The sequence below is a fragment of the Bradyrhizobium sp. AT1 genome (assembly GCF_001590795.1).
Taxonomy (GTDB): Bacteria; Pseudomonadota; Alphaproteobacteria; order Rhizobiales; family Xanthobacteraceae; genus Bradyrhizobium.
In genome coordinates, this window is record NZ_JXDL01000001.1 from 2,971,317 (window position 1) to 2,984,133 (window position 12,817).

General features: G+C 64.8%; 10 protein-coding genes. 2 read left to right on the forward strand and 8 right to left on the reverse strand.

Annotated elements, in window-relative coordinates; genetic code table 11:
- Positions 1 to 85: 85 nt before the first annotated feature.
- On the reverse strand, positions 86 to 2,449 hold the full coding sequence (locus SE92_RS13995; RefSeq protein WP_063196314.1) for a thiamine pyrophosphate-binding protein: 2,364 nt from the start codon (positions 2,447 to 2,449) through the stop codon (positions 86 to 88).
- 135 nt (positions 2,450 to 2,584) lie between these two features.
- Here SE92_RS13995 and SE92_RS14000 point away from each other — a divergent pair, with 135 nt between their 5' ends.
- Both SE92_RS14000 and ppk2 read left to right on the forward strand, forming a co-directional pair.
- Positions 2,585 to 3,046 carry an Lrp/AsnC family transcriptional regulator gene (locus tag SE92_RS14000; protein WP_063196315.1) on the forward strand — a complete coding sequence of 154 codons (462 nt, stop codon included), beginning with the start codon at positions 2,585 to 2,587 and terminating at the stop codon, positions 3,044 to 3,046.
- A 94-nt stretch (positions 3,047 to 3,140) separates the two neighbouring features.
- Positions 3,141 to 4,061 carry a polyphosphate kinase 2 gene (gene ppk2, locus SE92_RS14005; RefSeq protein ID WP_063196316.1) on the forward strand — a complete coding sequence of 307 codons (921 nt, stop codon included), beginning with the start codon at positions 3,141 to 3,143 and terminating at the stop codon, positions 4,059 to 4,061.
- A gap of 105 nt (positions 4,062 to 4,166) precedes the next feature.
- Here ppk2 and SE92_RS14010 read toward each other — a convergent pair whose 3' ends face one another.
- The 7 genes from SE92_RS14010 to SE92_RS14040 form a co-directional block, all read right to left on the reverse strand.
- On the reverse strand, positions 4,167 to 5,246 hold the full coding sequence (locus tag SE92_RS14010; RefSeq protein ID WP_063196317.1) for a zinc-binding dehydrogenase: 1,080 nt from the start codon (positions 5,244 to 5,246) through the stop codon (positions 4,167 to 4,169).
- Between the two features lie 60 nt (positions 5,247 to 5,306).
- The gene (locus SE92_RS14015) at positions 5,307 to 6,248 is read right to left on the reverse strand and encodes a DMT family transporter (protein ID WP_198172926.1); all 942 of its coding nucleotides are present in this window, start codon (positions 6,246 to 6,248) and stop codon (positions 5,307 to 5,309) included.
- Positions 6,249 to 6,436: 188 nt separating this feature from the next.
- Positions 6,437 to 7,276, reverse strand: a complete 840-nt coding sequence (locus tag SE92_RS14020) for an aldo/keto reductase (protein ID WP_063203510.1) — start codon at positions 7,274 to 7,276, stop codon at positions 6,437 to 6,439.
- 8 nt (positions 7,277 to 7,284) lie between these two features.
- Positions 7,285 to 8,181, reverse strand: a complete 897-nt coding sequence (locus SE92_RS14025) for an SMP-30/gluconolactonase/LRE family protein (protein ID WP_063196318.1) — start codon at positions 8,179 to 8,181, stop codon at positions 7,285 to 7,287.
- A gap of 244 nt (positions 8,182 to 8,425) precedes the next feature.
- Positions 8,426 to 11,128: a nitrate reductase gene (locus tag SE92_RS14030; protein ID WP_063196319.1), complete on the reverse strand. Its 2,703-nt coding sequence runs from the start codon at positions 11,126 to 11,128 to the stop codon at positions 8,426 to 8,428.
- 1 nt (position 11,129) lies between these two features.
- Complete coding sequence (locus SE92_RS14035; protein WP_084251807.1) at positions 11,130 to 12,347, reverse strand: NAD(P)/FAD-dependent oxidoreductase; 1,218 nt, start codon at positions 12,345 to 12,347, stop codon at positions 11,130 to 11,132.
- A gap of 10 nt (positions 12,348 to 12,357) precedes the next feature.
- On the reverse strand, positions 12,358 to 12,786 hold the full coding sequence (locus SE92_RS14040; protein WP_063203511.1) for a globin family protein: 429 nt from the start codon (positions 12,784 to 12,786) through the stop codon (positions 12,358 to 12,360).
- Positions 12,787 to 12,817: the final 31 nt, after the last annotated feature.

Sequence of the window (12,817 nt, forward strand, 5' to 3'; positions counted from 1 at the left end):
GAGTCCAAGAACTCTCGCGCCCCGGACGCAGCGCTACTTCAGCGGCGCGCTGCTGAGCCGGGGCCCATGCGGTCGGTTACCCCGACTACACCGCCATCTTCCGATGCAGCACCGGCGCGCCGGTGGTGAGGCTTTCGGCCGCATCGATGATGGCGTTGGCATCGATGCCGTAGTGCCGATAAAGGTCCGCGATGCTGCCGGTCTGGCCGAACTGCTCGACGCCGAGCGCCTCGACGCGGTGGCCGCGGACGCTGCCGAGCCAGCCGAGTGCGGACGGATGGCCGTCGATCACGGTCACGATGCCGCAGTCGCGCGGCAGCGGCGCGAGCAGCTTTTCGATGTGGCTGAGATGCTGCACGCCGCGGCGGTCGCGCCGCAATTTCCGCGCGGCGGTCCAGCCTGCATGCAGGCGATCGGCCGAGGTGATCGCGAGCAGGCCGATATCGCGCCGGCTCTCGCCGATGAAGCCGGTGGCCTCGATGGCTTCGGGCGCGACCGCGCCGGTATAGGCGATCACGACCTCGGCATTCGGGCCCGGCTTGCGCAGCCAATAGGCGCCGTCTGTGATGCCCTGCTGCAGCTCTGGCGTCATGATGCGCTGGGCCTGATCTATGCTGCGCGTTGACAGCCGCAGGTAAACCGAGCCGCCCTCGCCCGGATCGCGCTGCATGTGGTTGAATCCCCAGCCCATGATCACGGCGAGCTCGTCGACGAACGCCGGCTCGAACGAGGCGAGCCCGTCCTGCGCCATGCCAATCAGGGGCGTTGCAATCGACTGGTGCGCGCCGCCCTCAGGCGCGAGCGTGATGCCGGATGGCGTCGCGGCCACCATAAAGCGCGCATCCTGGTAGCAGGCGTAATTCAGCGCATCGAGGCCGCGTTCGATGAAGGGATCGTAGAGCGTGCCGACGGGCAACAGCCGCGCGCCGTTGATCTGGTGCGATAGGCCGAGCGCCGAGAGCATGATGAACAGGTTCATCTCGGCGATCCCTAGCTCGAGATGCTGGCCCTTGGGCGAGGCGTCCCAATTATACGTGGAGGGAATTTTCTCGCTGCGGAATAAGTCCGCCTTCTCGGCACGCGCGAACAGGCCGCGCCGGTTCACCCACGGACCGAGATTGGTCGAGACGGTGACGTCGGGCGAGGTCGTGACGATCCGCCTCGCCAGCTCGCTGTCGCCGCGGGCGATCTCGTTCAGCACGAGGCCAAAGCCCTGCTGGGTCGACATCTGCGGCGACGGCTTGAAACCGAGCTGCGCGGGCACCTCGATAACAGGCGCGGTCAGCCGACGGCCGTCCTGGTTGAACGGCACGCGCGCGAGGAACGCATCGAGCTCGGCGGCGGATTGCGTGAGGCCCTCATATTTATCCCACTCGTGGCCGGGGCGGATGTTCTGGCTCTCCCGGTATTTCTCCATCTGCGCGACCGTCATCAGGCCGGCATGATTGTCCTTGTGGCCCTGGAACGGCAGGCCGATGCCCTTGATGGTGTAGGCGATGAAGCAGACCGGGCGATCGTGGTCGATGGATTCGAACGCCTCCAGCATGCTCGCCATGTCGTGGCCACCGAGGTTCGACATCAGCGCCAGCAGCTCGTCATCGCTGCGCTTGTCGATCAGCTTGGTGATGGGGCCCTGGTCGCCGATCTCGTCGTGCAGATGCTTGCGGAAGGCGGCGCCGCCCTGGAAGCACAGGGCGGCGTAGAGCGCGTTCGGGCAATTGTCGATCCAGGTTTTCAGCGCTTCGCCGCCAGGTTCGGCGAACGCCTCGCGCATCAGCCGGCCGTATTTGACGATGACAACGTCCCAGCCGAAATTGCGGAACATGGTCTCGAATTTTTCCCAGAGACCTTCGCGCACGACGGCGTCGAGCGACTGGCGATTATAGTCCACCACCCACCAGGTGTTGCGCAGGCCGTGCTTCCAGCCCTCGGCGAGCGCCTCCCAGATATTGCCTTCGTCCATCTCGGCATCGCCGACGAGAGCAATCATCCGCCCCTCGCGGCGATCCTTCATCCAGCCATGCGCCTTCACGTAATCCTGCACCAGCGAGGCAAACAGCGTCTGCGCGACGCCGAGACCGACCGAGCCGGTCGAGAAATCGACGTCGTCGACGTCCTTGGTTCGCGAGGGATAGGATTGCGCGCCCTTGAAGCCGCGAAAGTTTTCCAGTTTCTCGCGGCTCTGCCGGCCGAACAGATATTGGATGGCGTGGAATACCGGGCTTGCGTGCGGCTTCACCGCGACGCGATCCTCGGGGCGCAACACGCTAAGATACAGCGCCGACATGATGGTTGCGAGCGAGGCGGACGAGGCCTGATGGCCGCCGACCTTGAGACCATCGGCATTCGAGCGGATGTGATTGGCGTGGTGGATGGTCCAGGACGACAGCCACAGCGCCTTGCGGGCCAATGCGTTCAGGGTGTCGAGGCGGGTGGTATCAACGGGCATGGCAATGCTCCCGGCAACAAGAGTCACCTGATAATACGCCGCCCGGTGGGACCAAACTTCTCAATTTTTCGCGCCATACCCGAGGAAATTGGGATACTTTCCCAATCAATTGCCAAAAGGACAGGTTTCATCCCAATGCCAGGCCTCGACACCATCGACCGCAAAATCCTCAGCCACCTCCAGGCCGACAGCCGCATGACCATGCAGGAGCTCGCCGACAAAGTCGGGCTGTCGGTCTCGCCCTGCCATCGCCGGGTCAAGCTATTGGAGGATCGCGGCGTAATCTCGCGCTATGTCGCGACCGTGGACCAGAAGGCGCTCGGGCTTCATGTCAGCGTCTTCATCTCGATCAAGCTGGCGCGGCAGAAGGAGGAGGATCTCAACCGCTTCGCGCGTGCGATCTCGAAATGGGACGAGGTGCTGGAGTGCTATCTGATGACCGGCAACCGCGACTACCTGCTGCGCGTCGTTGCCGCCGACCTCGCCTCCTACGAGACCTTCCTGAAGACCAAGCTGACCCGGCTCGACGGCATCGCCTCGATCGAGTCGAGCTTTGCGCTGAGCCAGGTGAAATACTCGATCGCGCTGCCGGTGTGACCTGCTTCAGCAGGATGGGGCGGCTGTCACATGGACGCAACAAACCCCGCCGATGGTCGTTGGTAACTGGCACCTGCAGCCGAGAGAAGGACCCATGACTGCATCCGACCGCACCTCCGAAGCCACCAAGCGCGAGCGCATCATCCAGGAGATGGCCGACAATCTCGACGAGGAGCTGGAGATGGAGCTCGACGACTCCAGGCTCGACGAACTGCTGGACGAAACCGATGTGCTGACCCCAACCGTTGATCGCAAGCTTTATTTCCGGGAACTGCTGCGACTCCAGGGCGAGTTGGTCAAGCTACAGGACTGGGTGCAAGCTGAGAAGAAAAAGGTCGTGGTGCTGTTCGAAGGCCGCGACTCCGCCGGCAAGGGCGGCGTCATCAAGCGCATCACCCAGCGCCTCAATCCCCGCATCTGCCGCGTCGCGGCGCTTCCCGCCCCGAGCGAGCGCGAGCGCACGCAATGGTATTTCCAGCGTTACGTGTCGCGCCTGCCGGCCGGCGGCGAGATCGTGCTGTTCGATCGCAGCTGGTACAACCGCGCCGGCGTCGAGCGCGTGATGGGCTTCTGCACCGAAGAGCAGTACCAGGAATTCTTCCAGACGGTTCCGGAGTTCGAGCGGATGCTGATCCGCTCCGGCATTATCCTGGTCAAGTACTGGTTCTCGATCACCGACGACGAGCAGCAATTCCGTTTCACGATGCGCATCAAGGATCCCCTAAAGCAGTGGAAGCTGAGCCCGATGGACGTCGAGGCGCGCAGCCGCTGGGAGGCCTACACCAAGGCCAAGGAGACGATGCTGGAGCACACTCATCTGCCGGATTCACCGTGGTGGATCGTCGATGCCGTCGACAAGAAGCGTGCCAGGCTCAACTGCATCGCGCATCTGTTGACCCAGATCCCATATCAGGAGGTCGCGCGTGTCCCGGTGGTGCTGCCGCCGCGCGTGCGCAACCCCGATTATCACCGCGGCCCAGTCCCTCCGGAGATGTATGTGCCGGCGAAATATTGAGGGGTCTCGTAGGGTGGGCAATGCGGAGCGTGCCCACCACCCGCGTTTGAATCGGGAAAGATGGTGGGCACGGCGCTTTGCGCCTTTGCCCACGCTACGACACCGTCATCGCCACGGCTGCACGATGATCTTGGTGTGAGCTTCGGGATTGGCGAGGTCGGCGAACGCCTTGGCGACGCCGTCGATGCCGATCTCGGCCGTCACCATCGCCGCAGCATCCACCCGCCCTTCCGCGATCAGGCGCAGCGCACTTGCGAACTCGTCCGGGGTGTAGCCGAGCACGTACTGGACGTTGAGCTCCTTCATGATGCCGAGCATCGGCTCGCTCCTGTCGCCCTCCATGCAGACGCCAACCACGACGATCCTGGCATCGCGCGGGGCGCCCTCGAACACCTGCTGCAACAGTCCGGGCATGCCGACGCATTCGAAGATGATTGCGGGCTTGAGCGCCGGCAGCATGGCCTGGAACGGCGGCCGCGCTGCCTTCTCGGCCTCTGACATCTGCGCGTGCTCGGCCCAGGTCGCATAGGGCTGCGACACCCTGGGATCGACGACAATGTCGGCGCCGAGCCTGGCCGCGAGCGCCCGCCGCGCCGGCGAATAGTCGGCGGCGACGATCGGGTGCAAGCCCCTAAGCTTCAGCGCGGCGATCACCGCAAGCCCGACCGGACCGCAGCCAATCACGAGCGGCACCTCACCACCGCGAATGTTGGCCTTGGCCACGGCGTGAACGCCGACCGCGAGCGGCTCGGTCAGCGCCGCATGTTCCGGCGCGAGGCCGTTCGGCACTTCCAGCAGCAGAGCCTCACTCAGCAGCATCTGCTCTGCATAGCCACCGACGAAATCGTTGGAATAGCCGATCCCCTTGATGCCCTCGGGCGTCAGCAGCGCGGGCAGCGAGCAGACATGCGTCCCGGGCTTCAGCTTGCGTTCGGTGCCAGGGCCGTAGTCCACGATCTCGCAGCAGAACTCGTGACCGAACACGACGTCGCGCGACAGGTCCATCGGCGTGCGACCGGTCTTCTTCGCCATCTCTACCATGCGATGGGCGTGCTGGCGGGCATGCAGGTCAGAACCACAAATGCCGCAGGCGAGCGTCTTGACCAGTACCTGGCCCGGGCCGGGCTTGGGCTCGGCCATCTCGCCAACGACAATCTCACCTTGTCTGAAAATGGCAGCGCGCATCCGGCTCCTCCCCTATCGTTGGAGCCGTTGATAGCACAAGGCGGGACGCGGGGACTTGCGTCAGGGGTTCGGGGAACGCTCTTCCAGCACCAGGAGTTGGGCCCGGCGGACCCGCTCGCGATGGGCGATGTAGAGTCCGCTGGCGACGATGAAGGCGGCGCCGACGACGGTCCAGACATCTGGCACTTCACCGAAGATGAAGAAGCCGAGAATGCTGACCCAGAGCAGTTGCGTGTAGGAGAACGGCGCCAGCACCGAGGCATCACCGTAGCGATAGGCCAGCACGATGATCCACTGGCCGACGGTCGAGGCGACGCCGATCACGATGCCGAGACCGATCGCGGTCCAGCTCGGTGTGACCCAGACGAACGGCACCATCACGGACAGGATCGCAACGCCCGTCAGCGCGGAATAGGCCATGGTAGTGAGCACGGCTTCGCGGCCGCTCATCATGCGCGTCAGGATCAGCGCGGCGGCCCAGCAGAATGCGGAGACGATCGGGAAGAATGCAGCTGCGTGAAACGCGCTCGTCCCCGGCCGCAGGATGATCAGCACGCCCGTGAGACCGATCCCGGTCGCGATCCAGCGGCGCATGCCGACTTTTTCGCTGAGGAAGATGATCGACAGCGCGGTCACGAACAGCGGCGAGACAAACCCAGTGGCGGAGGCTTCCGCGATCGGAAGGAACGCGAGGCCGGTGATGAAGAACAGGGAGGAGCCGAGCAGCGCGACCCCGCGCATCAGCTGCAGACCGAGCCGCTCGGTCCGCATCGCGTGCAGCGGCGAGCCCGGAAACATCACCGGCGTGAACATCAGCGCGAAGGTGACGAAGCGGATCCAGGTGATCTCGATCGACGGCAGGCTGGTCGAGAGATATTTCGCCGTGGTGTCGGAGGTGCCGAGAAACACGGTCGACAGCAGCACCAGCGCGATGCCCTTGAAGGGATGATCGACGCGCGCGGGCGCACGGCGAGCCTTCTGCTTCTTCTCCGGCGCGGGCATGGGAATTGTGTCGAGCCTTGCGGCTGCGGCGGGCGGCGGTGTCACGGCTGGAACCCGGGCGAAATGCGAATCGAGAACAGCGATAAAAAACGACAATTACGCCGCATTCACAACTTCCGAAAACAGGATGCCGATATGCGCCGGCCGCCGCGCGCGTCAATGCTCCGTTAATATTCGGCGATTGTGCACTACAACATGGGGAGGTTGCGCGGCTTCGGCCCGCGCGGAAACGCCGCGTCAAGCGCAGAAATCTCGTCCTTTGTCAGCACGAGATCGCCAGCCGCCGCATTCTCGCCGGCATGTTCGGCGGACGACGCCTTCGGAATCGCGAACACCGTAGTCGCACGGGTCAGGAAGCTCAGCGCGACCTGACGCGGCGTTGTGCGACGTGCCTCCGCAATCTTCGCCAGCACGGCACCGCCCTTGCTGCGCGCATCCGGAAAATCGTCGTGACCGAACGGCGAATAGGCGACCACTGCGACGCCGTGCCGCTGACACCAGGGGATCACGGCATGCTCGATCGCGCGTTCCTTCAGATGATAGAGCACCTGATTGCAGGCGATGCGGCCTTCGCCGGCAACCTCAAGCAACTCATCGAGATCGTCGGCGTCGAAATTGGAGACACCCCAGGATTTGATCTTGCCAGCCTTCACCAGCTCCTCGAATGCGGCGACCGTGTCGTCCAGCGGATAGGAACCGCGCCAATGCAGCAGATAGCAATCAAGACGGTCGGTGTTGAGCCGCTTCAGCGAGCGCTCACAGGCCGTGATGGTGCCGCGGCGAGAGGCGTTGCTCGGCAGCACTTTCGACACGAGGAACACTTCGTCGCGCCGGCCCGCGATCGCATCGGCAATGACGAGCTCGGCATCGCCGTACATCTCGGCGGTGTCGATGTGGGTCATGCCGAGATCGAGCCCGCGCTGAAGCGCCGCGATCGCCCGCTTGCGATCGCCGTGATCGAGATACCAGGTGCCCTGCCCGATCACGGAAACATCGGTGCCGGTCGTGCCAAAGGATTTGGTGTTCATGTTCAAGCTCACAGTTCGCCGATATCCGCTACCAGCACGCTGCCGGTCGACGACTCCGTGATATAGAGCCGATCGTTGCCTTCGCCAGCGATCGCGACATTGGTGCAGTTCGGCCCGGCGCACGACTTGATCCGCGCGATCAGTTCGCCGTTGGGGGCGAACACGAAGACGTGGCCCAGCGAGGCGTGGCCGACGAACAGGCGGCCCTTGGCATCCATGGTCAGACCATCAGGGCCGCTGGTGCCGAACAGCGAGCAGAAGCGGCCGACCTTCGACACGCTGCCATCCTTCATGAACGGCATTCGCCACACTGCATTGTCGCGCGTCATTGCGACGAACAGCACGGTTTCAGCCGGATCGAGCACGAGGCCGTTCGGACTGATGCCGGTGTCGATCAGGCAGTCGAGCCGGCCGTTCGATGCCAGGCGATAGACCCGGCCGCTCGGATCGTGCAACCCGGTCTGGCCCTGATCCGTGAAGTAGATATCGCCGTTCGAGGCAAGATGCAGATCGTTGCAACCGCGAAACGATTCCGAATTGCGCGCAGTCAGGACCGGCTTGACGCGGCCGGCCTTGGCATCGAGTTCCATGATGCCGTGCATGTAATCGGCCACCAGGATGCGGCCGTCGGCCGCGATCTTCAGCCCGTTCGGCCAGCCCTCATATTCGGCGACGAGCGACCACTCGCCATCGGGTGCGACGCGAAAGATGCGGCCGAAGGGAATATCGACGATGTAGAGATTGCCGTCTCTGTCGAATGACGGACCTTCGATGAAGCTGTCGGTCGGCACATTCGGCCGGTTGGCGTCAGCCCAGTCCGTCCGCACACCCTTGCGGCGGAATTTTTCGGGCATGGCGGAGAAGAGCTTCGTTTCAATCAGACGCGGCGGCGTTTCCAGGTACATCATTGTTGTTGTGATTGTTGAGAGACGGAGCGCTGCAGCATAGGGCACAATCGAGGGCGCGTCGATTGGCGGAGAATGGCTGCGTCCACACGACTTTCGTGTCCCGGACGCGCTGCAACGCGTCAGTGTTGCTGCGCAGAGCCGGGACCCGAAAAAGGCCAAACACTCCACTATGAGATGGGCCCCGCCTCTGCGGCGCATCACTTCGTGCTGCGCAGCGTCCGGGGCACGAGAGCTAGCGCCCCTACCCCACCGCGCCCGCGACCTTCACCGGCTTCACTGGCACGTCCGTGCTTGCGATCAGCCGCTTCAACTCCGGGATGCAGGAGCCGCAGTTTGTGCCGGCCTTGAGTTTGGCGCCGATCTCGGCGGCCGTGCGCGCCCCGCTTGCGATGCTGTCACAGATGGTGTCGCGGCCGACGCCGAAGCAGGCGCAGACGATCGGCCCGGCCGAGGCAGCCCCCTCGCCGGACCTGCCCGACAGCAGCATGCGGCGCTGATCGTCGGTGACGCGATCGGCCACGAACAGGCTCTTCACCACCTCCCAATCACCTGCATCGTGCCCGGGGCCCACGAACACGCAGGTTTCGATGCGGTCACCCGCGAAAGACGCCGCACGATAGACGCCGCCGCCGAAGTCGCGATAGTCGGCAACGTCCTCACCGGCGACGCTCTCGAGCCAGACCGGCCAGCGCGAAAGATCCGCATTGTCGGCGAAGAGATAGGCGAAGCCGTCGGCGACCGTGACGCGGGTCCACAACAGGTTGGGCGGCAGATCGAGCTCTCTCCGCGACAGCGCAAAGCCGCGGAAGACGAATTCGTAAGGCGCAATCGCGGCCGGCGTCGCCTTCGATTCCGGCTGCCCGGAGAACGGATCGGTGAACGACTGCACGAGCGCTCCGACCCGGCCGTGCGAGCTATTCATCGCGCTCCAGTGGATCGGAACGAACAGCGCCCCGCGTTGCTGGCCTTCGCTGACGACGACCTTCAGGATGCACTGTCCGTAATCGGTAGTGATGCGGGCATAGCCATCGTGAGCGATGCCATACTTGCTGGCGTCATCGGGATGGATCTCGACAAAGGGCTCGGGCAGGTGCGCGCCGAGGCGCTGGCTGAGCCCCGTACGCGTCATGGTGTGCCACTGGTCGCGGATGCGTCCGGTGTTGAGCCTTAGAGGACGCGAGGGTCCGGTCTCGCCGCGCAGCGACGGCACCTCCGGCGCAACGAAGCGGCCCTTGCCGTCATTGGTGAAGAAGCCGCCATTCGCGAAGAAGCGCGCGCCAGGCGCCCCGCCTTCCCGCACCGGCCACTGCACCGGCTTCAAGGCGTCAAAGGCTTCGTCGGACAACGAGGTCATCGCGCCGATGTCGAAGTCACGGCCACCATGGTTCTCGAAGGCCGAGAGCGCAGCGTGTTCGCGAAAGATATCCGCCGCAGATTTGTAGTTGAAACTGTCGCCGAAGCCGAGGCGCTTGGCGGTCTCGCTGAGGATCCACCAATCGGGGCGCGCCTCGCCCGGCGCCGGCAGGAACGAACGCTGGCGCGAGATGCGGCGTTCGGAATTGGTCACGGTGCCCGACTTCTCGCCCCAGGCGAGCGCCGGCAGCAGCACGTGCGGGCCGGCCTCGACCGTGTCGTTGGAGAGCACGTTCTCAGAGACCACGAACAGCTCGAGCTTCTTCAAAGCCTCGCGCACGAAATCCGCGTCGGGCAGCGACACCGCAGGGTTGGTACCCATCACCCAGAGCGCCTTGACCTCGCCGCGGTTGACGGCCTCGAACAGCTGCACCGCCTTCAACCCCTCATGGGTGGCGATGCGCGGCGCCTTCCAGAACCGCCTGACACGATCGATGTCCGGCGGCGTGAACCCCATGTGAGCGGCAAGCATGTTGGCGAGCCCGCCGACCTCGCGGCCGCCCATGGCGTTGGGCTGGCCGGTCAGCGAGAACGGCGAGGCCCCTGGCTTGCCGATGCGGCCCGTCGCAAGATGGCAGTTCAGGATCACATTGACCTTGTCGGTGCCCTGCGCCGACTGGTTGACGCCCTGCGAGTAGAGCGTGACGACCTTTTCGGTACCGCGGAACATCCTGAAGAAGGCGGCGACATCCTGCTCGGACAGGCCCGTGGCGAGCGCGGTCGCGGTGACGCTGCCGGCAATGCTCCGCGCGCGTGCCAGCGCGTCGTCGAAACCGCTCGTATTCTGCGCGATGTAATCCCGGTCCAGCGCGCCGCTGTCGGCGAGATGCACGAACAGGCCCGAGAACAGCGCGGTGTCGGTGCCGGGCTTGAGCCCCAGGAACAGATCGACATCATCAGCCGTGTCGGTGCGGCGCGGATCGATCACGATCATCCGCGCGCCGCGCTCTCCGCGGTTCTTCAGCATGCGCTGGAATAGCACCGGATGACACCAGGCTGCGTTCGAGCCGACGAAGACGAGCAGATCGGCCTGGTCGAGATCCTCGTAGCAGCCGGGCACGGTATCGGCGCCGAAGGCGCGGCGATGGCCGGCAACGGACGACGACATGCAGAGCCGCGAATTGGTGTCGACATTGGCCGTGCCGACAAAGCCTTTCATCAGCTTGTTGGCGACGTAGTAATCCTCGGTCAGCAGCTGCCCGGAGAGATAGAACGCAACCGCATCGGCGCCGTCACGCGCCACGATGTGCTGCATGCGATGGGCGACATGGTCGAGCGCATCGCTCCAGGCCACGCGCTCCAGCACGCCTTTGCAGCGGATCATCGGATAGAGCAGACGGCCTTCCAGCCCGACCGTCTCGCCGAGCGCGGAGCCCTTGGAGCAGAGCCGGCCGAAATTGGCGGGGTGATCGGGGTCACCCGCGATCGCCGCGCCACCCTTGCCGTCGGGCGTTGCCAGCACGCCGCAGCCGACGCCGCAATAGGGACAAGTCGTCTTGGTGGCGCGGAGCGTGGGATCGATCGCCGTCATATCAGGCTGCTTTCGAGGGAAGCGCGAGCGCACGGCCGAACATCATGGCGGTGCGGATCGCCGCCACCTTGTCGCGATTGCGGATCAACTCCAGATACCAGAGCGCATCGACGGTATCGCCGATCAGCACCGCGCCGGTGAGCCGGCCATCGGCGATGACGAGCTTCTTGTAGGTGCCGCGCCTGCGATCGGTCAGCACCAGGCTCTCGCTGCCCTCCCCGCCCATGAAGTCGCCGGCGGAGAACACGCTGACGCCGGAGACCTTGAGATTGGTCGAGACCACGCTGCCCTGATAGGCGGCGGGCCGGCCGGCGAGATGCCGCGCCAGCACGCGCGCCTGCTCATAGGCGGGCTCGACCAGCCCATAGCAGGTGCCGCGATGCTCGGCGCATTCGCCGAGCGCGTAGATGTCGGGCGAGGAGGTCTGCATCAGATCGTTGACGACGACGCCGCGGTTGACCGCGATGCCGGCATCCTTAGCGAGCGCTGCGTTCGGCTTGATGCCAGCCGCGAAGATCACGGCGTCGGCCTCGATACGGCTGCCATCCGCAAGCTCGACGGCCTCGACGTGGCCGTCGCCATGGATGCGAGCGGTCGAGGCGTGGAGCAGGATGCGGATGCCCTTGCGCTCGACCAGCGTCTTGAGCAGGCCCGCTGCCGGCCCATCGAGCTGACGCTCCATCAACCGGTCCATCAGATGCAACAGCGTCACCGGCGCGCCGGCCTTGGCGAGGCCGTAGGCTGCCTCGAGTCCGAGCAGGCCGCCGCCAACCACGACGACGCGTTTCTTCGCAGCCGCCAGCGTCAGCAGAAGGTCGACGTCGCGCGTATCGCGAAAGGTGTGCACGCCGGCGAGATCGGCGCCCGGCAAATTGAGCCGCAGCGGCGTCGATCCGGTGGCGAGCACGAGCTTGGAATATTCCATGCTCTCTTCGCCCTCGATCTTGAGCTCGCGGCGGCCGGTGTCGATCTCGGTGACGCGATAGCCGTAGCGCACCGTGACGCCGCGATGGCGCCACCAATCGGCCGGCCGGAGCTCGATCTCGTGCGAGCCGGTCTCGCCGGCCAGCACGGAGGAGAGCAGCACGCGATTGTAAGCGAGCCGCGGCTCTTCGCCGATCACCGCGACCGCATAGCGGCCGAGCGAGGTCTTGGCGAGCTCGTCGACCAGACGCGCGGCCGCCATACCGTTACCGACGATGACCAGCGGTTCACTCACGAGGCATCTCCTATTCAGCGGCCTGCGGCTGTGCGCCGTAGGCTTCGGATATCATGTAGCCGGACAGCACGCCGTAAGCGTCGGTCCAGGCCTTTGCCAGTTCGGGCGTCCAGGCGTCGCCAAGCCCCTTTTCCAAGGTCCACAGCAGGGTCGCCCCGACCACGGGATAGTGCTCGGCCACCGCGCCGTAGGCGACATGGCGCTTTGCGAGTGCCGAGGCCGCGGGAAGAATCGAGTCCAAATTCGACAGGCCGCCGACGACAGCAGCGAGCATGCCCATCAGCTTCTTGCGTTGCTCGGTCATGTCTTCAGGGAACATTGCGCGCACGGACGGCGCCACCTCGAACAGACGATTGTAGAACAGCACCGCGGCCTGCTCCGATATCGGCGCGACCTTGGCGAAGCTCTGCTGGATGAGAGTGATCTGTTCGGGCGTCATGATGTTCTCCTGTCTGTTTCGGTTTGCCTTG

Bases quoted from the DNA above. Each gene is read 5' to 3' on its own strand.
- ppk2 (WP_063196316.1), top strand. From the start codon at position 3,141: ATGACTGCATCCGACCGCACCTCCGAAGCCACCAAGCGCGAGCGCATC.
- SE92_RS14000 (WP_063196315.1), top strand. From the start codon at position 2,585: ATGCCAGGCCTCGACACCATCGACCGCAAAATCCTCAGCCACCTCCAG.
- SE92_RS14010 (WP_063196317.1), bottom strand. From the start codon at position 5,246: ATGCGCGCTGCCATTTTCAGACAAGGTGAGATTGTCGTTGGCGAGATG.
- SE92_RS13995 (WP_063196314.1), bottom strand. From the start codon at position 2,449: ATGCCCGTTGATACCACCCGCCTCGACACCCTGAACGCATTGGCCCGC.
- SE92_RS14020 (WP_063203510.1), bottom strand. From the start codon at position 7,276: ATGAACACCAAATCCTTTGGCACGACCGGCACCGATGTTTCCGTGATC.
- SE92_RS14025 (WP_063196318.1), bottom strand. From the start codon at position 8,181: ATGTACCTGGAAACGCCGCCGCGTCTGATTGAAACGAAGCTCTTCTCC.
- SE92_RS14030 (WP_063196319.1), bottom strand. From the start codon at position 11,128: ATGACGGCGATCGATCCCACGCTCCGCGCCACCAAGACGACTTGTCCC.
- SE92_RS14015 (WP_198172926.1), bottom strand. From the start codon at position 6,248: ATGCCCGCGCCGGAGAAGAAGCAGAAGGCTCGCCGTGCGCCCGCGCGC.
- SE92_RS14040 (WP_063203511.1), bottom strand. From the start codon at position 12,786: ATGACGCCCGAACAGATCACTCTCATCCAGCAGAGCTTCGCCAAGGTC.